General features: G+C 39.0%; 16 protein-coding genes. 4 read left to right on the top strand and 12 right to left on the bottom strand.

Translation table 11 applies throughout. The features are described from left to right. Positions 1-99: 99 nt before the first annotated feature. From can to V6W77_RS04930, 3 genes are all read right to left on the bottom strand, one after another. The gene (gene can / locus V6W77_RS04940) at positions 100-780 is read right to left on the bottom strand and encodes a carbonate dehydratase (protein ID WP_334229243.1); all 681 of its coding nucleotides are present in this window, start codon (positions 778-780) and stop codon (positions 100-102) included. 126 nt (positions 781-906) lie between these two features. After that, entirely contained in the window at positions 907-3,042 is a 2,136-nt protein-coding gene (pta, locus tag V6W77_RS04935) for a phosphate acetyltransferase (RefSeq protein ID WP_283385870.1), read from the bottom strand. A gap of 50 nt (positions 3,043-3,092) precedes the next feature. Then, complete coding sequence (locus V6W77_RS04930) at positions 3,093-4,301, bottom strand: acetate kinase (RefSeq protein WP_334253969.1); 1,209 nt, start codon at positions 4,299-4,301, stop codon at positions 3,093-3,095. Between the two features lie 239 nt (positions 4,302-4,540). Between V6W77_RS04930 and cpdB the strand changes: the two genes are divergently transcribed. Beyond that, the gene (gene cpdB, locus V6W77_RS04925) at positions 4,541-6,517 is read left to right on the top strand and encodes a 2',3'-cyclic-nucleotide 2'-phosphodiesterase (RefSeq protein ID WP_334253968.1); all 1,977 of its coding nucleotides are present in this window, start codon (positions 4,541-4,543) and stop codon (positions 6,515-6,517) included. Positions 6,518-6,590: 73 nt separating this feature from the next. On the opposite strand, the gene V6W77_RS04920 is transcribed toward cpdB, so the two are convergent. The 5 genes from V6W77_RS04920 to V6W77_RS04900 form a co-directional block, all read right to left on the bottom strand. Continuing rightward, positions 6,591-8,069: a nicotinate phosphoribosyltransferase gene (locus V6W77_RS04920; RefSeq protein WP_334253967.1), complete on the bottom strand. Its 1,479-nt coding sequence runs from the start codon at positions 8,067-8,069 to the stop codon at positions 6,591-6,593. A 424-nt stretch (positions 8,070-8,493) separates the two neighbouring features. Then, positions 8,494-9,627: a methionine biosynthesis PLP-dependent protein gene (locus tag V6W77_RS04915; RefSeq protein WP_334253966.1), complete on the bottom strand. Its 1,134-nt coding sequence runs from the start codon at positions 9,625-9,627 to the stop codon at positions 8,494-8,496. A gap of 23 nt (positions 9,628-9,650) precedes the next feature. Then, a complete protein-coding gene (gene dapB, locus V6W77_RS04910) occupies positions 9,651-10,463 on the bottom strand; it encodes a 4-hydroxy-tetrahydrodipicolinate reductase (protein WP_334229248.1) in 813 nt (270 codons plus the stop codon). Between the two features lie 92 nt (positions 10,464-10,555). Continuing rightward, the gene (rlmM, locus tag V6W77_RS04905; protein WP_334253965.1) at positions 10,556-11,650 is read right to left on the bottom strand and encodes a 23S rRNA (cytidine(2498)-2'-O)-methyltransferase RlmM; all 1,095 of its coding nucleotides are present in this window, start codon (positions 11,648-11,650) and stop codon (positions 10,556-10,558) included. Then, positions 11,643-12,041, bottom strand: coding sequence for a DUF423 domain-containing protein (locus V6W77_RS04900; RefSeq protein WP_334253964.1), 399 nt, complete (start codon positions 12,039-12,041; stop codon positions 11,643-11,645). The genes rlmM and V6W77_RS04900 overlap by 8 nt, the downstream gene beginning before the upstream one ends. A 191-nt stretch (positions 12,042-12,232) precedes the next feature. Here V6W77_RS04900 and V6W77_RS04895 point away from each other — a divergent pair, with 191 nt between their 5' ends. Further along, entirely contained in the window at positions 12,233-13,039 is an 807-nt protein-coding gene (locus V6W77_RS04895) for an FkbM family methyltransferase (protein ID WP_283385878.1), read from the top strand. 50 nt (positions 13,040-13,089) lie between these two features. Here V6W77_RS04895 and V6W77_RS04890 read toward each other — a convergent pair whose 3' ends face one another. Further along, positions 13,090-15,435 carry a molybdopterin guanine dinucleotide-containing S/N-oxide reductase gene (locus V6W77_RS04890; protein WP_334253963.1) on the bottom strand — a complete coding sequence of 782 codons (2,346 nt, stop codon included), beginning with the start codon at positions 15,433-15,435 and terminating at the stop codon, positions 13,090-13,092. A 229-nt stretch (positions 15,436-15,664) separates the two neighbouring features. On the opposite strand from V6W77_RS04890, the gene V6W77_RS04885 reads away from it, so the two are divergent. Then, positions 15,665-16,873 carry an ATP-binding protein gene (locus V6W77_RS04885; protein WP_334253962.1) on the top strand — a complete coding sequence of 403 codons (1,209 nt, stop codon included), beginning with the start codon at positions 15,665-15,667 and terminating at the stop codon, positions 16,871-16,873. A gap of 60 nt (positions 16,874-16,933) precedes the next feature. Here the strand turns inward: V6W77_RS04885 and acnB are convergent, their stop codons facing one another. After that, positions 16,934-19,540, bottom strand: a complete 2,607-nt coding sequence (gene acnB / locus V6W77_RS04880; protein WP_334253961.1) for a bifunctional aconitate hydratase 2/2-methylisocitrate dehydratase — start codon at positions 19,538-19,540, stop codon at positions 16,934-16,936. A 21-nt stretch (positions 19,541-19,561) separates the two neighbouring features. After that, entirely contained in the window at positions 19,562-20,809 is a 1,248-nt protein-coding gene (icd, locus tag V6W77_RS04875; protein WP_334253960.1) for an NADP-dependent isocitrate dehydrogenase, read from the bottom strand. Positions 20,810-21,020: 211 nt separating this feature from the next. Between icd and V6W77_RS04870 the strand changes: the two genes are divergently transcribed. Then, the gene (locus V6W77_RS04870) at positions 21,021-22,301 is read left to right on the top strand and encodes a citrate synthase (RefSeq protein WP_334253959.1); all 1,281 of its coding nucleotides are present in this window, start codon (positions 21,021-21,023) and stop codon (positions 22,299-22,301) included. A 70-nt stretch (positions 22,302-22,371) separates the two neighbouring features. On the opposite strand, the gene V6W77_RS04865 is transcribed toward V6W77_RS04870, so the two are convergent. After that, positions 22,372-25,008, bottom strand: a complete 2,637-nt coding sequence (locus V6W77_RS04865; protein ID WP_334253958.1) for a DEAD/DEAH box helicase — start codon at positions 25,006-25,008, stop codon at positions 22,372-22,374. Positions 25,009-25,014 lie beyond the last annotated feature (6 nt).

Raw genomic sequence — 25,014 nt, 5'->3', positions numbered from 1 at the left:
TTAAAACTTTATTACCAAAAACAATCATTTGAACAAAAAATGCTCATTAAAATAATTTAAAATTTGCAAAAAAGTAATGAAATATGACCGCTTGTAAGGTTAGGCTTCTTCAAGTAATGTTAGTTTTTCATTCGCATCGGTTGTAATCTTAGCGATAGCGTTGCGATAAGTTATTTCTAAAGTTTCTCGGCTGGTCGCAATTACACCTTGATCACTCAAAAAGCCATCTTTGACATCATAAACCCAGCCGTGTAATGAGAGCGATTTTCCTCTTTCCCACGCGGATTTGATAATAGAAGATTGTCCTAAATTATAAACTTGCTCTGCTACGTTCAATCGAGTTAGTACATTTGATCTCTCTTCATAAGGCAATTTACCTAATAAATGGCTATGTTTAAACCAAATATCTCGAATGTGGAGTAACCAGTTATTAATTAAACCAAGATCATTTTGTGCCATTGCAGCATTAATACCACCGCAATTGGTATGACCGCAGATGATAATATGTTCAATTTCTAGCACATCTACTGCATATTGTACGACGGATAAACAGTTTAAATCGGTATGAATAACCATATTCGCTACATTTCTATGCACAAATAATTCACCCGGTTCTAAACCTGTTAGTTTTTCAGCAGGAACACGGCTATCCGAGCAACCAATCCATAAATAGGTCGGCTTTTGGTGCTCGGCTAATTTTTTGAAATAATCGGATTGTTCGTCCTTCATCTGAGTTGCCCAAGCGTGGTTATTCGCAAACAGACGTTCAATTTTCTCCATAAATTCTCCTCTTTACTCTCTATGTTTTATCCGACTAAGATTATATGATTAAATTAAAAAGTAGGATAGGCAAAAATAAAAATGCCCTTTGCGTGAAAGGGCATTTATTAATCAATAATAAGTGAATTATTGTGTTGCTTGAATAGCGGTTAATGCGATTGTATAAACAATGTCATCAACTAAAGCCCCACGAGATAAGTCATTTACAGGCTTACGCATACCTTGTAGCATTGGACCGATAGAAACTAAATCGGCAGAACGTTGTACTGCTTTATAAGTGGTATTACCAGTATTTAAGTCTGGGAACACAAATACCGTTGCTTTACCTGCTACCGGCGAATTTGGTGCTTTAGAACGAGCAACATCTTCCATAATAGCCGCATCATATTGTAATGGACCATCAATGATTAAGTCCGGGCGTTTTTCCTTAGCAATACGAGTAGCTTCTTTCACTTTCTCAACATCGGCTCCCGAACCGGAAGTACCTGTTGAGTAAGAGATCATTGCAACACGAGGATCAATACCAAATGCTTTTGCTGATTCTGCTGATTGGATTGCAATTTCAGCTAATTGTTCAGCGGTTGGATCCGGGTTTACCGCACAGTCGCCATATACCAATACTTGATCAGGTAATAGCATAAAGAAGATTGAAGAAACAATTGAGCTACCCGGTGCAGTTTTAATAATCTGCATTGGTGGACGAATAGTATTGGCGGTTGTATTTACAGCACCTGATACTAAACCATCAACTTCACCGGCTTCAAGCATCATTGTACCTAATACAACATTGTCTAATAATTGCTCACGAGCAACGACTTCTGTCATACCTTTTGCTTTACGCAGTTCAACTAAACGATCAACATAGTTTTCACGAATAGTTGCAGGATCGATAATCGTAATACCTTTGCCTAATACCACACCTTGAGCTTCAGCAACACGTTCTACCTCTGTAGGTGGTGCGAGTAGTACACATTCTGCAATACCACGTTCAGCACACAATGCAGCAGCTTTTACTGTACGAGGCTCATCACCTTCCGGTAATACAATACGTTTTTTCGCTTGACGGGCATATTCTGTTAATTGATAACGGAATGCAGCAGGGGATAGACGACGAGTACGAGTACCGGCTTTAGACATTTCATCAATGAAGTTCACATTAAATTGGCTTGCCATATACTCTTTGATCGCAGCAATACGCTCTTTATCATCTACAGGTACTTCTAAGCTGAAACTTTGTAAGCTCAATGCAGTTTGCCACGTATTTCCTTCAATACGGAATACAGGAACGCCTGTTTCAAAAGCTTGTTGGCAAAGTTTAGCAATTGTACTATCAATTTTGTAACCGCCGGTTAATAAAATTGCACCAATTTTCACACCATTCATTACGGCAAGTGAAGCAGCAACTAATACTTCCGGACGATCAGCAGAAGTTACTAATAAACTCCCTGCTTTAAAGTGATCCACCATATGTGGCAAGCTGCGAGCACAGAAAGTTACACCACGAATACGGCGAGTTTTAAGTTCACCTTCATTAATAATTGAAGCACCTAAATGTTTAGCTACATCAATAGCACGAGTCGCAATCAGCTCTGCTTTCCAACTAATACAACCTAATAGTTCAATTGGGCTTTTCGCAAAAAGATTTTCTACTTCAGAAACATTATTATTAGAATGTTGGAATGAATCGAAGATTTCAGTTAAATCAGGGCGAGTTCTACCGGAATCATCAACAGGAGCATTGAATTTATTAATAATGACACCTAATAAATTCGGATTGTGGCGACCACCAAACTGTGAAGCAGCAGCTTCAATACGTTCTTTCAATTGAGCCGGTGTATCTGAAGCCGGAGCTGCAACTAAGATAATTTCAGCATCAAGTGATTGTGCAATCTCATAGTTAATGCTATTTGCATAAGAATTTTTACGGGTTGGAATTAAACCTTCAATAATGATAATTTCATTATTTTTAGACAGTTTTTGATGACGTTCTACCACTTTTTCCAATAACACATCTGTTTGGTTCTGACCAATCAATGCTTCTGCTTCGCTTAGCATAAATGGCTCACCAACTTCAGTAGTTTGGTCTGCACGAATAATTGTAGTTGAGCGGTCTAAAGTATCTTCGCCACTAATAGGCTGAGCAATAGGTTTTAAGAAACCAACTTTAGAGCCTTTTTGTTCTAATGCGTGGACTAAACCCAAGCTGACGCTGGTTAAGCCGACACCTGTTGAAATAGGAATAAGAATAATTGTTCTAGACATAATTATTTCCAATTAGAAAGTGAAAGGGCAGAAACTCTGCCCCTGTATCATTATAATGCTAATTTAGCGGTATCTTGTGCAATTACTAACTCTTCGTTAGTTGGGATTACTACAGCTTTAAACGTTGAGTCATCAGTTGTAATTACACCGTCTTTACCAAAGCGAGCAGCTAGGTTACGCTCATTATCTAATTTAATACCAAATAATTTTAAGTGATTTAACGTTAATTCACGCACTAAGCCTGAATTTTCACCGATACCACCTGTGAATGCGATAGCATCTAAGTGATCTGCACCTAAAATTGCCATATATGAACCAATGTATTTCGCTAAACGGTAGCTATAAACATCTAAAGCACGTTTTGCTTCAGGTTTAGATTCATCATTATAGTTATCTTCAGAATAACGGCAGTCGCTAGTTACATCTGTTAAGCCCAAAAGACCTGATTTTTTCACTAGAGTATCGTCAATCTCTTTCATTGACATACCTAAGTTATTGTATAAGAAGGTGATAATTGCCGGGTCAAGATCACCTGAACGGGTACCCATCACTAAACCTTCTAATGGTGTTAAACCCATTGATGTATCAATACATTTACCGTTACGTACAACAGAAACTGAACCACCATTACCTAAGTGGCAAATAATGGTGTTAGTTTGCTCAACCGATTTACCCGCAAGTGCAGCCACTTGAGAAGTAAGATAGAAATGACTTGTACCGTGAAAACCGTAACGACGAATACCGTGTTCTTTATAGAATTTATATGGAAGAGCATATAAGAATGCGTGTTCAGGCATCGTTTGGTGGAATGCTGTATCAAAAACAGCTACGTTTTTATCTTTTAATTCTGGGAAAATATTGAACGCTTCTTTGATACCGATTAAATGAGCAGGGTTATGTAACGGAGCGAATTGAACGGCTTCTTCAATACCTTTAATCACTTCATCTGTAATCACAACAGAAGATGTAAATTTCTCACCACCGTGAACAATACGATGACCGATAGCACCAATATTTGCTTTTAATTCATCAGACAATAATTTTTCAGCAATAAATGTAAGTGCTTCGCTATGTGCCGCACCTGCACCTAAATCGGCATTACCTTTCTCTCCATTTAACTTCCATTTGATACGTGCATCTTCTAAATGAAAAGCTTCCGCAAGACCTGATAATTTTTCATCACCGGTTTTAGGATCTAAAATAGCGAATTTAAGAGATGAACTACCGCAGTTAAGGATTAAGATTAAGTTTTTAGACATGGTCAAATTACCTTATTTTATGAAATGACTTTGAATAGCATACAAATTTTATCTGTATATTCAGGTACAAAGGATACACCTTTCAGCCATTAAAATAAATCCTTGAAGTTAAAGAAAGGTAAAAATATGATTAAAATTTGATATAACAGGGTATAAATGCGAAAAAACATAGCAAACAAGCGGTTATTTTTCTAAAATATTTTGCAATTTTGTTGTTCTATTTCATCTGGAGATTTTTTATGCTAAATAGAAGAAAATTTATTCAACTCGGTGCAAGTGCAATGCTTATTTTAGGTACTCAACCGTCGGCTTTTGCTAAAAATGCTCAAAATAAAGCTGCATTGCGTGTAATTGCTACAACCGATATTCACAGTTTCTTAACCGATTTTGACTATTATAAAGATGCCCCAACCGATAAATTTGGTTTCACTCGTGCTGCAACTTTAATTAAGCAAGCCAGAGAAGAAGTGAAAAATAGTGTACTGGTGGATAATGGCGATTTAATTCAAGGCAATCCGATTGCAGATTACCAATCCACCAAAGGTTCAAAAGAGGGCAGAGCAGAGCCTTCAATTATGGCATTAAATGCGATGCAATATGATGCAGGGACGCTCGGTAATCACGAATTTAACTATGGTTTAGCTTATTTAGATGATGCTATCAAACAAGCTAAATTCCCCATTGTGAATGCTAATATTGTAAAACCGGGTACAGACGATCCATTCTTCAAACCTTATGATATTCAAGAGAAAAAAGTCATTGATGAAAACGGCAAAGAACAAACCGTCAAAATCGGCTATATCGGTTTTGTACCACCACAAGTAATGGTTTGGGATAAGGCAAATCTTGAAGGTAAAGTTGAAGCACGAGACATTGTTAAAACCGCACAAAAATATATTCCACTTATCAAGGAAGCGGGGGCAGATGTGATTATTGCTCTAGCTCACACAGGTCCATCTGATGAACCTTATCAAGAGGGTGCGGAAAACTCAGCTTTTTATCTTGCTGATGTAAAAGGTATTGATGCAGTAATTTTCGGACATTCACACCGTTTATTCCCAAATAAAGAATTTGCACAATCGCCAAATGCAGATATTGAAAAAGGCACAATGAAAAATGTTCCTCAAAGTATGGCAGGTTATTGGGCAAATAATATCAGTGTGATTGATTTAAGTTTAGCCCAACATAATGGCAAATGGGGCGTGGTGGACGGCAGAGCAGAGTTGCGTCCAATTTATGATGCCGAAGCGAAAAAAGCAAAAGTTGAAAACCACCCGGAAATTGCGGCATTATTAAAAGAAACACACGAAGAAACGCGTAAATTTGTGGCTCAACCGATTGGTAAAGCAACAGATAATATGTACAGCTATCTTGCGTTAGTTCAAGATGACCCAACCATTCAAATTGTAAACCAAGCACAAAAAGCCTATGTGGAAAACGTAGTTAAAGGCTTGCCCGAACTTGCAGGTATTCCTATTTTAAGTGCCGGAGCACCATTTAAAGCGGGTGGTCGTAAAAATGATCCTACAGGCTATACTGAAGTAGATAAAGGCGAATTAACGTTCCGTAATGCGGCAGATTTATACCTTTATCCAAACACATTAGTGGTGGTTAAAGCAAGCGGTGCAGAGCTGAAAGAGTGGTTAGAATGCAGTGCAGGAATGTTCAAACAAATTGATACAACGAGTGATAAACCACAATCTTTACTTGATTGGACGGGCTTTCGCACCTATAACTTTGATGTGATTGATGGCGTAAATTATCAATTTGACTTAACCCAACCGGCTCGCTATGACGGCGATTGTAAGTTAATCAATGAAAACGCACACCGTGTAGTAAATTTCACTTTTGACGGTAAACCTGTTGAACCAAACCAAGAGTTTTTGATTGCAACGAACAACTACCGAGCTTATGGTGCTAAATTCCCGGGAACCGGCGATAAACATATTGTTTTTGCTGCACCTGATGAAAATCGCCAAGTGTTAGCGAATTATATTGCCTCAGAAAGTAAAGCTCACGGACAAGTCAGTCCAAAAGCGGATAACAACTGGAGAATCGCACCAATTAACGCAACGGTAAAACTGGATATTCGTTTTGAAACATCGCCAACGGAAAAAGCAAAAACTTTTATAAAAGAGAATGCACAATATCCGATGGAATATATTGAAAACGATGAAACAGGCTTTGCGGTGTATCGTATTGATTTAACTAAGTAAATAGTAAATAACAAGCGGTTGAATTTTATAGAAATTTTGCAAAAAATTTAAAAAATTCAACCTCTTGCTTTAGCTAAAACTGAGCAGAAATATTTTGACGGATTTCATCAAAATTTGTTTCTTTAACCAATTTACCGTTTTCAAAAACCAGCTCTAAAAGATCATCAGAAAAATCATCAAGAGCAGTTAAGCCATCAACATAGCTATCTAAAGTAATTACTTTTACTCGACCTTTTTGCGATTTTTTCAAACCATCATCAGTTTTTGGGGCTTTGAAAATGGCTTTCTCAACGCCATTAATTGTGATAGAAGTAGCTTTAATCGCAAAACCAAGCGTATCTCTTGTATTGCGTTGATAGGTTTGAGCCCCTACACCAAACACAATATTACTGGATGCGAAGCCTTTTGTTTCTAATCCTTCCAAAATTTTAACCATTTTTTCATAGGTTACGCCATCGCCATAAATAGCTCCAATATGCGGATTAAGTACTTTATAGCCTTTGTTATTGATTGTTCCACCAAAAATATCCCATAAACATTCAATTAATCCTTTACGTTCGTAGTCGGTTTCGGCTGTAACATCGCCACAAATAATGGCAAAGAAATCACCACTATCAGGACGAATAACAATTTTTGCCGATTCCGGGCGAGCGAGAATTTCTTCTTTGAGCAATGGTAAATTTACCGTGATGTTATGCCAAAAATCGGTGGTATCTGCCACAATAGAGAGCATATTATTGGGGTATTTACCCATTAAATAGCGGAATGTTGGTAATTCATCAACACCGTGCGAACTCATTACAGAATGCTCGGAAGCAGGAATGGACGTTCCGATAAGATTTTTTGAACCATAGTAGGCTTCAACAAATGAAATGGCGGGGATTGTATCTGTGCCTAAAAATGAGGTTAAATGCCCGGCTCCTGAGCTTTCAGCTGATTCTAACGAACTCATTCCACGCATTGAAAAATCGTGAGATTGGAAGGGGAGATGACTATTATTATCGCAAGTTTGCTCAGAAAATTGCATTAATGTTTTACGATAAGCAAAAGCAATAGATGCCGATGTTATCGGCTGCCATAGAGAAACATTAATCAATGTTTCCAAATAATTAGTGAGCCAAAAGAAATCAGGATGTGTGTTTTCGATAGTCATCATCGGCACTTTGATTGCAACCGATTTACCTTCAGGAATGGCTTTAATTCTAATCGGTAAATAGCCTAATTGATGTAATTGTGCAATATGTTCGCCGGAATCTTCAATTTGTAAGGTATCTGCAATAAATCTCGTATATTCAGTAACAACGTCAAATTCTGAGCGAGAGAAAAAGTTATCATTAAAATAATGGATTAAATATTTTACAATAAATGCTTGGAAACCAAATGAAACAATACGATGAAGAAAAGGTGCTTTTGCATTACTACGAGGCGTAAAGGTACTGTATAAAAATTGAGAGCCTTCCGGATATTGTATTCTGTGGGAAGTTTTATAAAAATCACACAATAATGATGGGATTGCAGTAGATTTGATTTTTTTATCTAATATGCTGTTCATTTAGTAAAGTCCTTATCTCATTTTAAGTTGCTAAAGCCTAACATAACTTGGTTGAAAATGGAAAGTATTTGTTACAAAAATGGCATAAATAAGTCATAAATCAAAATAATTTCCCAACACAAAAATTCGCATAACGTATATTATGTTAAATAAAGTATTAAAATAATGAATTTTATAAATCCAAAACATTTTCCTTTCAAATATCTATTCATACATTCAAAAAAACAAACGGTCATCTCTTTTGCAAAAAACACAAAAAATCTGACCGCTTGTATTATGTTAAATAAAGTATTAAAATAATGAATTTTATAAATCCAAAACATTTTCCTTTCAAATATCTATTCATACATTCAAAAAAACAAACGGTCATCTCTTTTGCAAAAAACACAAAAAATCTGACCGCTTGTAAGTTTAGGATGAACAACTACTTCAACTGTTTAAAGGCTTGTAGTAAATCCGCTTTAATATCTTCCACGTGTTCCAAACCGACTGAGAAACGTAACAAGGTATTAGTGATACCACGAGCGATACGTTCAGCTTCCGGAATATCCATATGGGTTTGGGTTGCTGGGTAAGTGATAAAACTTTCTGCTCCGCCTAAACTTTCTGCAAAGGTAATCAAGTTAATCGCTTTAAGGAATTTAGGTACCCACTCTTCTTTTTGCAGACGGAACGACACCATTCCGCTTTTGCCTGAATAAAGCACACTGTCAATTTCCGGCTGCTCTGCTAAAAATTTAGCAATTTCAGTGGCATTATATTGATGGCGTTCCATACGCAATGCTAAGGTTTTCATACCACGCACGGCAAGATAAGAATCAAATGGCGAAAGCACCGCACCGGCACAGTTTTGGAAATAGAATAAACGTTCGCTTAAATTTTGCCCGTTTACTTTAGTGGCTTCTGAATCTTTCGCCACAATTAAACCGGCTAAAACATCATTATGCCCGGATAAATATTTGGTCGCACTATGAATCACAATATCGGCACCGTGTTCAATCGGGCGGAATAATGCCGGCGTTAAGAAGGTATTATCCACAATCAGCATTAAATTGTGTTTTTTCGCAATTTTAGAAATTGCTGCAACATCACACTCTTCCATTAATGGATTGGACGGTGTTTCCACAAAAATCGCTTTGGTATTAGGGGTAATTGCTGCCTCAATCGCTGCTAAATCTGCGGTATTCACATACACAGGCTTTAAAGTGCCGTGATTTTTGTGGCTGAAATCGAATAAACGGTAAGAACCACCGTAAACATCACTTGAAATAATCCACTCATCAGGTGCTTTAAATAGCGACATCACTAACTGAATTGCAGCCATACCGGATGCCATCGCAAAGCCTGCATCGCCGCCTTCTAAATCGGCAATCCCCTGCTCTAGCACGGCACGGGTTGGGTTTTTGGTGCGGGTGTAATCCCAGCCTGTTGATTCGCCTAAGCCATCACGACCATAAGCGGTAGAAAGAATAATCGGCATTGCCACCGCTCCAGTGCGAGGGTCGGTGCGGTTGCCAATTTGAACTAAAGTGGTTTCGATGTTGTTGAATTTTGTCATTGTTATTATCCTTCATTTACATTTTATAGATTATTGAGATCTAACACGTCTGTCATATCAAACAGACCGTTTTGTTTGGTGTTTAACCATTTTGCTGCACGCACCGCACCGTTAGCAAAGGTCATTCGGCTTGAGGCTTTATGAGCAATTTCCACACGTTCGCCTTCATCTGCAAACCAAACAGAATGCTCGCCGATCACATCACCGGCACGAATGGTGGCAAAGCCGATTTCATCACGCTTACGTTCTCCTGTAATACCGTTACGCTCAAATACGCCGTGCGTTTTTAAATCACGACCGAGCGTTTTCGCAATATGTTCGCCCATTGATAACGCTGTGCCTGATGGTGCATCCACTTTGTGGCGATGGTGAGCTTCAATGACTTCGATATCGCAATAATCGCCCATCACTTTTGCCGCTTTTTCTAACAGTTTAAATACTAAATTTACTCCTACGCTGTAGTTGGATGCAAACACAATGCCGATTTTTTCAGCGGCAGCTTGAATCGCCGCTTTACCCGCATCATCAAAACCTGTGGTACCAATTACTATTTTCTTATTATTTTCCACACAGATAGCGATATGCTCTAACGTACCTTCCGGACGAGTGAAATCAATTAATAGGTCGAATTTATCGGCGTTTTTTGCCACATCATCTGACACCACAACACCTAAGCTGCCAATGCCGACTAATTCTCCGGCATCCGCTCCAACTAACGATGAACCCTTACGCTCAAACGCTGCACCTAGCTCTACCCCTTCAGCATTTTGCACTGCAGTGATAAGATTACGCCCCATTCTGCCGCCGGCACCGACAATTCCGATTCTTAATGTCATATTCTTTCCTTTTTGTTGTGTTTATTGGTTACAAGCGGTCTGATTTTACAAGAATTTTGCAAAATTTTGTGAAAATTTTACCGCTTGTGAGTTTATTTTTCCGATTTCCCCATCACAGCAATATGCACCGTGATTTCTTCACGATCGTGATAGAGATGTTTAGCTTGAATTTTGAACCAAAACCCTTGTTTTTCCAACTCTTCTTCTAAGTATTGCAAACAAAGTTGCACCTCTTGATAGCGTTTTTTCATTGGCAGTTTTAGGTTGAAAATCGTTTCTCGACACCAACCGTTAATCAGCCATTTCGCCATTAATTTGGCGATACGCATTGGTTGCTCCACCATATCGCATACGAGCCAATCAATTTGTTTACGTTTGGGTGGTTGGAATTTAAAACCATCTTCTGGGCAATGTTCAATTCGTCCTGTTTCGTGCAGGCTTGCTGCCATTTTGCCGTGATCGACCGCATATACAAACACCCCACGTTTGACTAATTGATAAGTCCAACCGCCCGGACAAGCTCCTAAATCCACGCCTGTCATCGTATCATTAAAACGTTTTTTCTCTTCCGCTTGTGGAATAAAAGTTAAAATCGCCTCTTCTAATTTTAAGGTTGAACGGCTTGGGGCTTCCGCAGGGAATTTTAAACGTGGAATCCCCATAAAAAACGGTGATTTATTGTGATTATAAGCGTAGCCCACATAGCACGCTCCGGAACGCACAAACAAAATGTGCAAGCTCACACTGCCCTTTGCATTTTCTGTTTTGGTTAGCCAACCTTGTTTTTTCAATGCAGAACGTAGAGGCACGGTAAATTTACGACAGAACGTTAATAATTCTTTTGCCTCATTGGTGTCGGGCGTTTCCACAAAAATCTCAGAACTGTTTCGAGGATTTAACTCTGTATATTGGTTTAAAATCGGTGAAATTCGGTCATTTTCAGGTAAATTTTGTAACAAATCCCCAACTACAACCATTTGGCGAACAAAAATGAGTTGTTCAAATTTTAGCTCTCGAGCTAAGCGGTCAGCATCGCCATTCTGATAACACTCAAAAATTACATAACCACTATTTTCTTTAAGATTAGCAAAGCCAAAAACGCCAAGTTGGGCGGCTTTGTCGCTGATCTCCCCTGCTACTTCTTTTTCAAAACCGGCACGGCAATAAAGGGCTAATTTATTAAACATTTTTACTTCTCACACTCACATAAATTAACGCAGCCCAGCCAAGCATAAAGCATAGCCCACCAATCGGTGTCAGCCAATGAATCGTTGGCACATCTAACGCTCGTAGATAGAGATTACCGCTAAAAAGTAAAATCCCTAATGCCCAGCTGCCGCCGATAATATTCAAGGCTTTGGCTCTGCAAGTGGGCGGATTTTGCGAGAAATTTGCAATTTGGAATAAGCCAAGTGCAAGAATAGCAATGGTGTGGAACATTTGATATTTAATGCCTGTTTCAATCCAGCCCAAAGCTTTCGGCTCTAAATGTTGTGATAACCCGTGGCTGGCAAAAGCCCCAAAGGCAACGGTGAAAAGTCCGCTAAGGGCGGCGATGGTAAGGAATTTGTTTTTCATAAGAATTATGGAGATGACTAAAAATAGCTTACTATACCATATTATGTGGGCTAACAAGCGGTGAAATTTTGCAAAAAAGTTACAAAAAAGCACCGCTTATATTACTTAAATTATAAGTTCGGTGAAATGGCTTTTAGATTGAAACCTGGATATAATGTTTTACTCCTAATTATATACTAGAGATATGTTTTATGAGCATTCGTTTATATCCTGTCAATGACGTTCAATTTTTATTACATAGCGGTCCGGATTATATTAGCCAACATTTACGTGAAGGCAAAAGTTGGGAACCTCTTTTGCTAGATATTATAGGGCTATTTTTACGTAAAATAGAACGTCCTATTTTTGTTGATATTGGAGCAAATTTAGGTGCAGTTAGTGTTCCTGTCGGCAAAATGATCCAAAAAAATGCCTCTAATCGGGGGGGGGGGGAAGTACACAGTATAGAAGCACAACGTAATGTGTACTACCAACTGTGTGGTAATATTTTTGCTAATGACCTAAGCCAACACTGTTTTGCCTACCATACTGCAATAGGAAATACAACTGGCAGTTTGAAAATTCCTTTTCTTTCTTTGAAAGACACTGGCAATGTGGGGGCTTTATCCTTAGATGAATTTATACGCCAAGAACAGGGCTGGAAAAATGAAGAATTTACTACTTATGAAAATGTTCCACTTACCACACTTGATGAATTGAATTTACCTGCTGCTAGCATAGTTAAAATTGATGTAGAGGGTATGGAATTAGAAGTCATCAGTGGTGGGTTGATGTGGTTGGAAAGAAGCGGTTTTCCTCCAATTTTATTTGAGGTATGGGATGACACGATGAAAAATCAAATTCCTAAACGAGAGGCTCTATTAGATTTATTAAAACAAGTAGGTTATGAATATGCAATATGTGGGGAGCTATGTATTGCTCAACATTATAAAAATCAGTACCTACAATTTATTTATAATGAAAATAATCAATTAGATAAGGTTAGTCTTCTTCCGTAGTCGCTATATAAATCAGGGAAATACAGTAATGTTGTATTTCCCTGATTTATTTAAATAGGTGGGTTAAACACTGCGACTTCGGGAGCTTCCATCTCAAATTTCTCTACCTGAACGGTTGTAGTATTCGGTGCATTGCCCTGCCCTAGTTTTGATGAACCATCATTTTTAGTTAGCACATTTGGATTACCGTTTAAGCATAAAGTGTTTGGTTGGCTTAAATCTTGTGGGTCGTACCAACCTCCTTCATAAAGAGCAACTGTGCCTTTGATAATGCCATCAGTAACCACCGCACCTGCCAATACTTGTCCGCGTTTGTTAAAAATTCGCACAATATCACCGCTTGTAATGCCTCGTTCAGCGGCATCTTGAGTATGAATCAACACCGGCTCTCGTCCGTTTACTTCGTAATATTGACGAAGTGAAGAATAGGCTAACTGGCTGTGTAATCGGTATTTAATATGTGGTGTTACTAACGCAAGAGGTTCAACTTCGTTTGTTTTGCCTGAATATTCTTGATGCTCAAACCACGTTGGATGTCCTTTGCAATCATCGTAATTCATATTCGCTACGGTTTCAGAGAAAATCTCGATTTTGCCTGATGGTGTTGCCAGTTTGTGCTTAATCGGGTCATTACGATAATCTTGATAGCGAATAAAAGTGTTATTTTGATTTTCTGTTTCAAAACTGAGTACTTTGTTTTCTGTCCAAAATTCATCAAAGGTTGGGAATGGCGTATTGATTTTTTCTGCAGCATCATAGGCTATTTGGTAGAACTCTTTCAGCCAATCCATTTCGCTCTTACCTTCGGTGAACTCTTGCTCTTTGCCTGCTCGTTTCGCCAACTCGGCAAAAATATCGTAGTCGTTTTTTGCCTCGAACTGCGGTGGAACGACTTGTTTCATTGGTATGATATGTTTCACCACATAATCCCCGGCTACGGTTAAATCATTGCGTTCATAGCTTGTGGTAGCCGGTAGTACAATATCTGCCATTCGGGCGGTTGGCGTCCAGTAACATTCATTAACGATCACGGTTTCAGGCTGATGCCACGCTTTTACCAAATAGTTGGTATCAGGGTGGTGAGCAAATGGGTTTCCTCCAGCCCAATAGACTAATTTTACATCAGGGTAAACTAAAGTTTGCCCGTTGTAATCGTAAGTCTGATTTGGGTTAAGTAATGCATCAGCAATACGAGCAACCGGGAAAAACGGCATATTCAGATTTGGCTTACCTGCATTTATTGCCCCTAAACGAATACCGGAATTAGCATTTAATCCGTTAGTGGAATAGCGATAATTTAAACCAAAACCACCACCCGGCAAGCCAATCTGCCCTAGCATTGCGGCAAGGGTAACTAACGCCCAATGGCTCTGCTCGCCGTGTTGCAAACGTTGCAAGCCCCAGCCTGACATCAGCATTGTTCGATTGGCGATAAAGGCGTGAGCCAATTCTTTAATTGTTTCAGCATCAATGCCACAAATTTTGCTCGCCCATTCAGCCGTTTTTGGTTGATTATCGGTTTTTCCTAACACATAATCGGCAAATTGCTCAAAACCGATGGTATATTTCGCTAAAAAGTCGTGATCGTGCTTGTTCTCACTAATTAAAGTATGAGCGATACCCAGTATCAATGCAACATCAGTACCTGTATTAATTGGCAACCACTCTGCCTCTAAAAATTGGCAGGTTTCACTTTTTACAGGGTCGATACAAATAATACGTTTGCCGCTGGCTTTGATTTTAGCCAGATAATCAATGCCTTCCGGTTCGGCAGATGTCCACGCAATGCGTAAAGTATTGAGTGGGTTAGACGACCAAATCACCAATAATTCTGTATTTTCTACAATTGTATGCCAACTGGTTTGTTGAGCATAAACTTCAATATTCCCTAGCACATAAGGCATAATCACTTGTACCGCACCGGTGGAATAATCGCCTTTGCTATTTATAAATCCCCCCGTTACATTTAAGTAACGTTGCAACAGTGTGCGAGAAGCGTGTAATGAGCCACAACTATACCAGCCGTAAGAGCCACCAAAAATCGATTCACTACCGTATTGTTGGCGAACACGTTGAATTTCATTTGAAACAAGCTCAAAGGCTTTATCCCAAGAAACTCGAACCCATTCATCTCGCCCACGCAAGGTAGTGTCTTTATCACCTTCTAAGTAGCCTTTTCTAACCATCGGACACTTAACTCGCACAGGGCTATAAAGCTGATCGGCAACCACATCTTGTAATTCGTTTTGATGATTTTTGGCTAAGCTACCTTCCGATTTCACTACTCTGCCATTTTCAAGGGTTACATTTAATGCCCCCCAGTGAGCTGCGGTCGTGATTGTGTTTTCTGGTTTGTCGAGAAAAACAAATTTGCCTTGTTCTAATGTTGTGTTCATTAATTCGTGCCTTTATTTTATAAAATTGAATGGAATTTACTGGATTAATTGGTAAGTTGCAACTGCAAGCGGTATAAAGCGGTTAAATTTCTGGAAAATTTTGCAAAATGGCATTTGGAAAATTTAATTTAAGAATGTAACTTTTGGTAAAAAATACAAAAGTTTCAATTATGATTGAAACTTTTTATATTTAAGCGTAAAGTTACAATCATAAAATAGAGAGGGTATAATGAAAAAAGATCTTATTTATCGCAAACGCTACTTAGAGCGAGTTCGTCCTTTTATCGGTAAATCACTAATTAAAGTATTTACTGGACAACGGCGGGTAGGAAAAAGTTACCTGCTATTTCAAATTATGCAAGAAATTCAGGCAAGTGATGAACAAGCAAACCTCATTTATATCAATAAAGAAGATTTAGCATTTAGCACCTTAAAGACTGCCAAAGATCTTGAGGAGTTTGTATTAGCTCAAAAAAAGAACGGGCAAAAAAACTACATTTTTATTGATGAAATCCAAGAAATCAGCGATTTCGAGGCTGCTCTGCGTTCGCTATTATTAGACGATGAGTTGGATTTATATTGTACGGGAAGTAATGCCCATTTACTTTCCCGAGATATTGTGGGAGCGTTGAGTGGTCGCTCGATTGAAATTAATGTCCACTCATTGTCCTATTTTGAATTTTTGGAATTTATGAAATTGGAAGATAGCAACAAAGCCCTTTCCCACTTCCTTAAATATGGTGGTTTGCCTTATTTGAAAGACTTGCCCTTGCAAGACAATATTGTATTTGAATATTTAAAGAATATTTATTCGACCATTGCCGTGCGGGATATTGTCAATCGCTATGCCCTGCGAAATGTACCTTTTTTGGAGCAATTAACGCTATTTCTTGCAGATAATATCGGGAATTTGTTTTCAGCTAAGAAAATTAGCGATTTTCTGAAATCACAAAAGATTTCGACAAGCAGCACGCAAGTCCAAAACTATGTGGATTACCTCACGAATGCGTTCCTAATACATAAAGTGCCACGTTATGATATTGAGGGAAAACGGATTTTTGAAATCGGTGAGAAATACTATTTTGAAGATATTGGACTGAGAAATGCTCTGATAGGTTATCGAGTACAAGACAGAAGCAAGTTGCTGGAAAATACCATTTTCAACCATCTGCAAATTGCAGGCTATAATGTCAAAATTGGTGGACTAAATAATCAAGAAATTGATTTTGTAGCTGAAAAAGCAGGCGAGCGAATTTATGTGCAAGCAACACTGACGATTAACGAAGAAAAAACACTAGAGCGAGAGTTTGGCAATTTACTCAAAATTCAAGATAACTACCCTAAGTATGTAGTTACAATGGACGAATTTGATGGCAATAGTTATGACGGTGTACAATGCTTAAGTTTGAGAGAATTTTTGAGAATGCTAGAGCAATAGTTTTAGGAATAGAAAAAATAATCCGACCATAAGGTCGGATTATTGCTTTAATGATGGGAATTACACCGCAGTTTGAATAATCACATTATCCGCTTTTTTCACATAGCTGTTAATTTGATCGAAGTTCATATAGCGGTAAATATCATCTTTCTCATTTTGTAAGCTGTTTACATAAGAAAGATATTCTTCCGGTGTTGGTAATTTGCCTAATAACGCCGATACAGCTGCAAGTTCTGCTGAAGCAAGGTAAACATTCGCCCCTTGCCCTAAACGGTTCGGAAAGTTTCTCGTCGATGTTGAAACTACGTTAGCATTATTCGCTACACGTGCTTGGTTACCCATACAGAGTGAGCAACCAGGCATTTCAACCCTAGCACCACTTTTACCGTAAATGCTGTAATAGCCTTCTTCGGTTAATAATGCTGCATCCATTTTAGTTGGTGGAGCAATCCAAAGTTTGGTTGGTAACTCCCCTTTTACTTGGCTGAGTAATTTACCTGCTGCACGGAAGTGCCCGATATTGGTCATACAAGAACCGATAAAGACTTCATCAATGTTATCGCCTTGTACTTGAGAAAGCAGACGAGCATCGTCAGGGTCGTTCGGCACACAGACAATCGGCTCTTTGATTTCATCTAAGTTGATCTCAATAACTGCCGCATATTCCGCATTTTCATCCGCTTCTAACAATTCAGGATTATCCAACCAGGCTTGCATATTAGCGATACGGCGTTCAAGGGTGCGTTTATCGTCATAACCTTCGGCAATCATCCATTTTAACAGCGTGATATTTGAGTTGAGATACTCAATAATCGGCTCTTTGTTGAGTTTGATGGTACAAGCTGCCGCAGAACGTTCCGCAGAGGCATCTGAAAGCTCAAAGGCTTGCTCGATTTTCAGATCTTCTAATCCTTCAATTTCAAGGATACGCCCTGAGAAGATGTTTTTCTTGCCCTTTTTCTCAACGGTTAGCAAGCCTTGCTGAATCGCATAATATGGAATGGCGTGAACTAAATCACGCAACGTAATGCCCGGTTGCATTGTGCCAGAAAAACGCACCAATACTGATTCCGGCATATCCAACGGCATCACGCCTGTTGCTGCAGCAAAAGCCACTAAACCTGAACCTGCCGGGAATGAAATACCGATTGGGAAACGAGTATGCGAATCGCCACCTGTGCCAACGGTATCAGGCAATAACATTCGGTTTAGCCAAGAGTGAATTACCCCATCACCCGGGCGAAGTGAAACACCACCACGATTCATAATAAAATCAGGCAAGGTGTGATGGGTAACTACATCAACAGGTTTTGGGTAAGCAGCGGTATGGCAGAAAGACTGCATCACTAAATCTGCGGAGAAACCTAAACAGGCTAAATCTTTTAGCTCATCTCTCGTCATTGGCCCAGTAGTATCTTGTGAGCCAACAGAGGTCATTCTTGGTTCGCAGTATTGACCCGGACGAACCCCCTCCACACCACAAGCACGCCCTACCATTTTTTGTGCAAGTGTGTAGCCTTTATCATTTTCAGAAACAGCTTGAGGTTTAATGAATACATCACTTTCTGGTAAACCTAATGCAACTCTCGCTTTGTGTGTTAAGCCACGCCCGATAATCAACGGGATACGTCCACCAGCTCGCACTTCATCAAGTAATACTTCAGTTTTTAAATCAAACTCGGCTAATACTTCATCAGAATTGTGCTTACGGATTTTGCCTTCGTAAGGATAAATGTCGATTACATCGCCCATATTGAGTTGGGTAACGTCCACCTCAATCGGTAAAGAACCTGCATCTTCGAGGGTATTAAAGAAAATCGGAGCAATTTTACCGCCTAACACAATACCACCGGCACGCTTATTCGGAATATAAGGAATATCTTCCCCCATAAACCAAAGCACCGAGTTGGTTGCTGATTTACGGGAAGAACCGGTTCCCACTACATCGCCTACATAAGCTAAAGGAAAGCCTTTTTCCTTCAACGCTTCTAACTGTTTAATTGGACCAATGTGTCCGTTGTCATCAGGGAAAATGCCATCACGTTCATTTTTAAGCATTGCTTGAGCGTGAAGTGGAATATCAGGGCGAGACCAAGCATCTTGGGCTGGGGAAAGATCGTCAGTATTTGTTTCACCTGTTACTTTAAATACGGTAACAGTCAGTTTTTCGGCGAGTTTCGGACGAGAAGTGAACCAATCGGCATTAGCCCAGGACACTAACACTTGTTTTGCAAATTGATTGCCTTGTTCTGCACGTTCTTTTACATCGTGGAAATTATCAAACATCAATAATGTTTTGGATAAGGCTTCTACCGCAATAGGGGCAAGCTCCGGTTTATCTAATGCCAGTAGCAAGGTTTCAATATTATAACCACCCTGCATTGTGCCTAATAATTTCACCGCGTGATCGGGTGAAATAAGCGGCGATGAAGTTCCCCCTTTTACAATATCGGCTAGAAAGGCGGCTTTCACGTAAGCGGCTTCATCTACGCCTGCAGGAATACGATTTGTAAAAAGATCTAATAAAAAGACCGCTTGTTCGGCAGGTGGATTTTTCAGTAACTCAACTAGCTGTGCAGTTTGTTCTGCATTCAATGGCTGTGGAACAACACCTAATTTTGCACGTTCATCAACTTGTTGTTGATAATTTTCTATAAAATTTGCCATAACTTACTCCTTATCCTTGAGTTACATATTTGCAATGATGTCTTGTGCAAACTCTGATGTTGAACGTAATGTTGCACCTTCTAGCATTTCAGCAAAATCAAAAGTTACTGTTTTATCTGCAATGGTTTTCGATACCGCTTTCACCACTAAATCTGCTGCTTCTGTCCAGCCTAAATGGCGTAACATCATCTCACCACTTAAGATTAAAGAACCCGGATTGCCTTTATTTTGCCCTGCAATTTTCGGTGCAGTGCCGTGAGTCGCTTCAAAAATAGCCGCTTCATAACCGATATTAGCCCCCGGAGAAATACCGATTCCGCCTACTTGAGCTGCTAAAGCATCTGAAATGTAATCGCCGTTTAGGTTCAAGGTGGCAATGACATCATATTCAGTTGGGTGTAATAAAATTTCCTGTAAGAAGGCATCGGCAATACTGTCTTTAATAATGATTTCTTCGCCTGTTTTTGGATTGGTTAAACTCATCCAAGGACCTTTATCTATTAATTTAGCCCCGAATTCTTCCGCAACTTGGTAGCCCCACTCTTTAAATGCCCCTTCGGTAAATTTCATAATATTACCTTTGTGAACTAAGGTGAGCGATTTACGGTTGTTATCAATGACATATTGTAAGGCTGCTCGTACCAAACGTTGCGTACCTTGCTTAGAAACAGGTTTAATGCCGATACCGCAATCTTCAGTAAAGCGAATTTTCTTCACGCCCATTTCTTTTTGTAAGAACTCAATTACTTTATTTGCTTCAGGCGAACCGGCTACCCACTCAACCCCAGCGTAAATATCTTCCGAGTTTTCACGGAAAATCACCATATCAATTAATTCAGGGTGTTTAACCGGACTTGGTGTACCATCGTAATAGCGGATTGGGCGAAGGCAGTTGTATAAGTCCAAACCTTGACGCATTGCCACATTCAGTGAACGAATTCCGCCACCGACCGGTGTCATTAACGGGCCTTTAATGGCAACGTGGTATTGACGAATCAGCTCTAAGGTTTCATCCGGCAACCAAGTATTTTCACCATAAAGGTTGTTTGCTTTTTCACCTGCGTAAATTTCCATCCAAGCAATTTTACGCTTGCCTTGATAGGCTTTTTCAACCGCAGCATCTAACACTACTTTCATCGCAGGGGTTACATCCACGCCGATGCCGTCGCCTTCAATAAAAGGAATAATAGGATTATCAGGAACTTGCAAAGAACCGTCTTGGTTCAGTTGAATGGTTTCGCCTTGTGGAATTTGGACTTGTGTAGGCATTTTCTCCCCCTCGAATGACGAAAAATGAAATTTACAGTTTAATAACAAATCAACTATAAACAGTAAATGTATAAATGTAAATAAAGAGAATTTCTCTAAATTAAGATTTGTGATCCAACGCACATTTTGTAAATGAATTATAAAAAAATATTGTTATTCTGTTAAAAATAATCTAGTTTATTGGCAAACCTAAAATAAAAAAGGAGCATATATGTCAGCAGCAACATTAACACTAGAGACTGGTGAAAAAATTGAACTTACTATGAAAAAAGGTACGCTAGGGTATCAAAACGTAGATATTCAGCCTTTTTTAAAACATAAATTGTTCGCTTACGATCCCGGTTTGGTTTCAACTGCCGTTTGTGAATCAAAGATTACCTATGTAGATGGCGATGAAGGGGTTTTACTTTATCGAGGCTACCCGATTGACCAACTGGCAAAACATTCTGACTATTTAGAAGTAGGCTATATGCTCTTATTTGGCGAGCGTCCAACTAAAGAAGAATATAAAGACTTTGTTCAACTTATCAAAAAACACACGTTGGTACACGAGCAACTCACTAAATTCTTCTCCGGTTTCCGTCGAGATTCTCACCCAATGGCAGTAATGTGTGGGGTAAGTGGTGCATTAGCAGCCTTCTACCACGACTCTATCGATGTTAATAATCAAGCCCACCGTGAACTTACCGCAATTCGTTTGTTAGCTAAAATCCCAACCCTTGCTGCGATGTGTTATAAATATTCCATCGGTCAACCATTTATGTTCCCACAAAACCACTTATCTTATGCAGGTAACTTCTTATATATGATGTTTGCTACCCCGTGCGAGCCTTACGTGGTGAACCCTGTTTTAGAACGTGCGTTAGATAAAATCTTCATTTTACACGCTGACCACGAACAAAATGCGTCCACCTCCACAGTGCGTACCGCTGCATCTTCCGGTGCAAACCCGTTTGCTTGTATTGCCGCAGGTATTGCTTCCCTTTGGGGACCTGCACACGGTGGGGCGAATGAGGCTTGTATCAATATGTTAGAAGAAATTGGTACAGTTGATCGCATTCCGGAATTTATCGCCCGTGCGAAAGATAAAAACGATCCATTCCGTTTAATGGGCTTCGGGCATCGTGTATATAAAAACTACGATCCTCGAGCGAAGGTAATGCGTGAGACCTGCCACGAAGTATTGAAAGAACTCAATATTGATAATCCATTGTTTGAAGTTGCGTTGGAGTTAGAGCGTATTGCGTTAAGTGATCCGTACTTTATCGAACACAAACTTTATCCGAATGTGGACTTCTACTCCGGTATCGTACTCAAAGCAATCGGTATTCCAACCTCAATGTTTACCGTAATGTTTGCGTTAGCTAGAACCGTTGGTTGGATTGCTCACTGGAAAGAGATGTATCTACAAGGTAATATCAAGATTGTCCGTCCTCGCCAAATCTACACTGGCGAAACTAAACGTGATTTTGAGCCAATGGATAAAGCATAACTTGCAAAAAATCGAAAAAATTAAACCGCTTGTTTCTACAAGCGGTTATATTTTGCATAAAATTTGCAAATCAGGCTAATTTATTTAGCAGCTGTGTTCTAACATCTTGACCATTTTCATCGCTTTTTACAGCCATAATAAATAAGCCTTTTCCTTGACTTAATTTCTCCCAAAGATTGCCAATTAAGGCTTTTTCTTTAGAATCTTCATTACTTTTTAATTGTTCCCCTTTATATTCCACAATTAAAATTCGACCATCAATAAGCTCTACAATAAAATCAGGATAAAAATTCTGATGAGCTAATGGTAAAGAAAACCCTCTTTTTACAGGATTTCTTACCCAATATTTCACTTGAGGCAATGAATCAATCGCAACGGCACAATCAAATTCTTCCCCACTTGCTTTCAACTCTTCAATTTGAGCAAAATAGTGTTTGTTGAATTTGTAACGTCCTACATAAAAAGGCGGTTGTGGTGCTAGTTTTTCTGGTGTAAAACTAAATTGATACTGCTCATTTAGGCAGATTTCTACTTCTTCATTATCACCAAATAGCGTTTGTTGATAGCAATTTTTTTGAGCTAAAGCCCGATAACGATTAATCAAATCTGAAATAGCCCGAGCCAATGCAAATTTATGTTGAACTAACTGAGTTAAAGTGATTTCTACATTTTTCAGTAAATCTGAAATCAATAATTGCAAAAATCTTAACATTATAGCTTGAGGAATATCAGTTAAACGCACTTGTTTATCCAACCAACGGATAAAATCTTGCTCGGTTAGTTCCAGCCAATCATCAGAAAAGCTAAGTTGTTGTTGATTAAAATGGTAAGAAACCCGTTTATCTTCCACATCAATTTCAAAACTTTGGCTATTCTCTTGTAATCTAAAACCATCAAGTTTGGCGGGGTAATCCAATAAATTCCAACTTTGGTAATCTAATAGCACTTGTGAATCAGCTAAATCTAACTCGCCTTGAATATTCATACAAAGTTGAGGTATTACTTTAAATATTTCACCTTTTTTGGCAGGAGAAGCGAATATTTCAACTCTATTTTGGTGAATTTGTAATTGTTGCTCAATTTGTTCTTTTTTCTTACCGGTTGCAGTTTGGATCAACGCTTTTTCTAACTTTTCACTTAAATTACCTTTTACTTGCACTAAAATGCTACCTTCTTGCTCGGTAATTTTGAGTTGAGAACGTTCTGCTTCACTTAAATCCGTCATTTCAGGGAATTGCGTTAATGCTAAAACTGTTGTCGGCGTATAGAATAAATCCCCTTCATTCTCACTAATCCAATTCTCTTGTTGTGGAATGCGGAGCATTTCAGCTACTTCTAATGCTTCAAACCCCATTCCAATCAATTTATCTTGTAAATTACGAGCCGTTTCGCCGAACGACTTAGAGGAAAGATGAGCATAAGCACGGTTTAAATCTTCAATTTGACGGCGTTTAGCATAAGGCATTCGCAATACTCGCCCTAACAACTGCTCCGCTTCCTTACTTGAGGAAACATTTTGCACGGAGCAAAAAATATAGGCAAACGGGCAATCCCACCCTTCTTTCAATGCCTCAACCGTGATGATGTAATTGATCTTACATTGTGGATTAAATAAATCGATATTATCTAATTCGTGCTGATTACCCGTAACAATAGCAATTTCTTCTTCATCAATTTTTAATTCATCAATTAAATACTGTTTTAAAACTTCTACTGTTACTTTGCCGTTTTTAGGCTCAGCTTGAAATAACACAAGTGGACGAACATAATCGCTCTCATACTGTGCTTTTTGTGCTAATGCTCCTCTGCTAATTACTGCTCCATCTATTGCTTGTTGCCAGTTGTGATGTTCGGTCAGCACAATCGGTAATTTGATCATCTCTTCTGATTTTAGATGACTTGCTGAAACGTGGTACAACACATTACTCCCTGTTTTTCTATCTGTGTTTGGTGTAGCAGTAAATTCTAAAATAGCCGCTGGGGAAAGTTGAGATAACACATCAAAAGAGAGTGAAGTTCGAGCGTTATGGGCTTCATCAACAATGATCAAAGGTTGATAGGCTCGCAACAAATTTGCAAAAGAACACTTAATTTTGCCCGCTTGTTTGGCGGCTAAACCGTTTTCTTGTAGATCTGTTGTTGAAATTTTTTCTAAATTTGTCTGAATATAGATTGGTAAACGCTCAAAATGAGCCGTTAATTTTTCATTAAAGGCATAAATTTTTCGCCCATCTTGATTTTCTACCCGAAAGTTTTGAATAGTAGAAACGATTACAATCGCCTTATTGCCAAAGTCTTGTGGGCGAAGTAAATCAAAATCTTCAGACTCAATAACCATTACTTCTCGGTTAAAGGTTTTATCAAGTGCCGCACGGTAAGGGTGTTGTGGATTTTTCAACGCTTCTGCGGTTTGGGTTTTAATGGTGCGAGAAGGCACTAGCCACAAAGTAACAGGGAAATCGCAATCCAAATACTGCCTTGCAATACGGGCAATGCTATGCGAGGCTAACAATGTTTTACCGCCACCCGTTGGAATTCGTACACAAACATAAGGCACATCACGCAAATTACTGTGTTCACTTGGGATCTTGTAACTATATTCAGGTTGGATTTGGCTAAAAGCGGTTTTTGCATCAGAATGTAAACAAGCCGAAAAATAGTGGCTGACACGGTTTAATGCCTCATTTTGGTAATTTTTTAATTTCATTTTTCC

Source organism: Mannheimia indoligenes, assembly GCF_036880405.1.
Taxonomy (GTDB): domain Bacteria; phylum Pseudomonadota; class Gammaproteobacteria; order Enterobacterales; family Pasteurellaceae; genus Mannheimia; species Mannheimia indoligenes.
Note: the sequence above shows the minus strand (reverse complement) of the source record. Positions and strands in the feature narration are given on the sequence as shown.

Excerpts from the sequence above, each read along its gene's own strand:
- V6W77_RS04870 (WP_334253959.1), top strand. The coding sequence starts at position 21,021 with ATGTCAGCAGCAACATTAACACTAGAGACTGGTGAAAAAATTGAACTT.
- rlmM (WP_334253965.1), bottom strand. The coding sequence starts at position 11,650 with ATGTTTAATAAATTAGCCCTTTATTGCCGTGCCGGTTTTGAAAAAGAA.
- dapB (WP_334229248.1), bottom strand. The coding sequence starts at position 10,463 with ATGACATTAAGAATCGGAATTGTCGGTGCCGGCGGCAGAATGGGGCGT.
- V6W77_RS04890 (WP_334253963.1), bottom strand. The coding sequence starts at position 15,435 with ATGAACACAACATTAGAACAAGGCAAATTTGTTTTTCTCGACAAACCA.
- acnB (WP_334253961.1), bottom strand. The coding sequence starts at position 19,540 with ATGGCAAATTTTATAGAAAATTATCAACAACAAGTTGATGAACGTGCA.
- V6W77_RS04915 (WP_334253966.1), bottom strand. The coding sequence starts at position 9,627 with ATGACAAAATTCAACAACATCGAAACCACTTTAGTTCAAATTGGCAAC.
- V6W77_RS04895 (WP_283385878.1), top strand. The coding sequence starts at position 12,233 with ATGAGCATTCGTTTATATCCTGTCAATGACGTTCAATTTTTATTACAT.
- V6W77_RS04885 (WP_334253962.1), top strand. The coding sequence starts at position 15,665 with ATGAAAAAAGATCTTATTTATCGCAAACGCTACTTAGAGCGAGTTCGT.
- V6W77_RS04865 (WP_334253958.1), bottom strand. The coding sequence starts at position 25,008 with ATGAAATTAAAAAATTACCAAAATGAGGCATTAAACCGTGTCAGCCAC.
- icd (WP_334253960.1), bottom strand. The coding sequence starts at position 20,809 with ATGCCTACACAAGTCCAAATTCCACAAGGCGAAACCATTCAACTGAAC.
- can (WP_334229243.1), bottom strand. The coding sequence starts at position 780 with ATGGAGAAAATTGAACGTCTGTTTGCGAATAACCACGCTTGGGCAACT.
- V6W77_RS04900 (WP_334253964.1), bottom strand. The coding sequence starts at position 12,041 with ATGAAAAACAAATTCCTTACCATCGCCGCCCTTAGCGGACTTTTCACC.
- cpdB (WP_334253968.1), top strand. The coding sequence starts at position 4,541 with ATGCTAAATAGAAGAAAATTTATTCAACTCGGTGCAAGTGCAATGCTT.
- pta (WP_283385870.1), bottom strand. The coding sequence starts at position 3,042 with ATGTCTAGAACAATTATTCTTATTCCTATTTCAACAGGTGTCGGCTTA.
- V6W77_RS04930 (WP_334253969.1), bottom strand. The coding sequence starts at position 4,301 with ATGTCTAAAAACTTAATCTTAATCCTTAACTGCGGTAGTTCATCTCTT.
- V6W77_RS04920 (WP_334253967.1), bottom strand. The coding sequence starts at position 8,069 with ATGAACAGCATATTAGATAAAAAAATCAAATCTACTGCAATCCCATCA.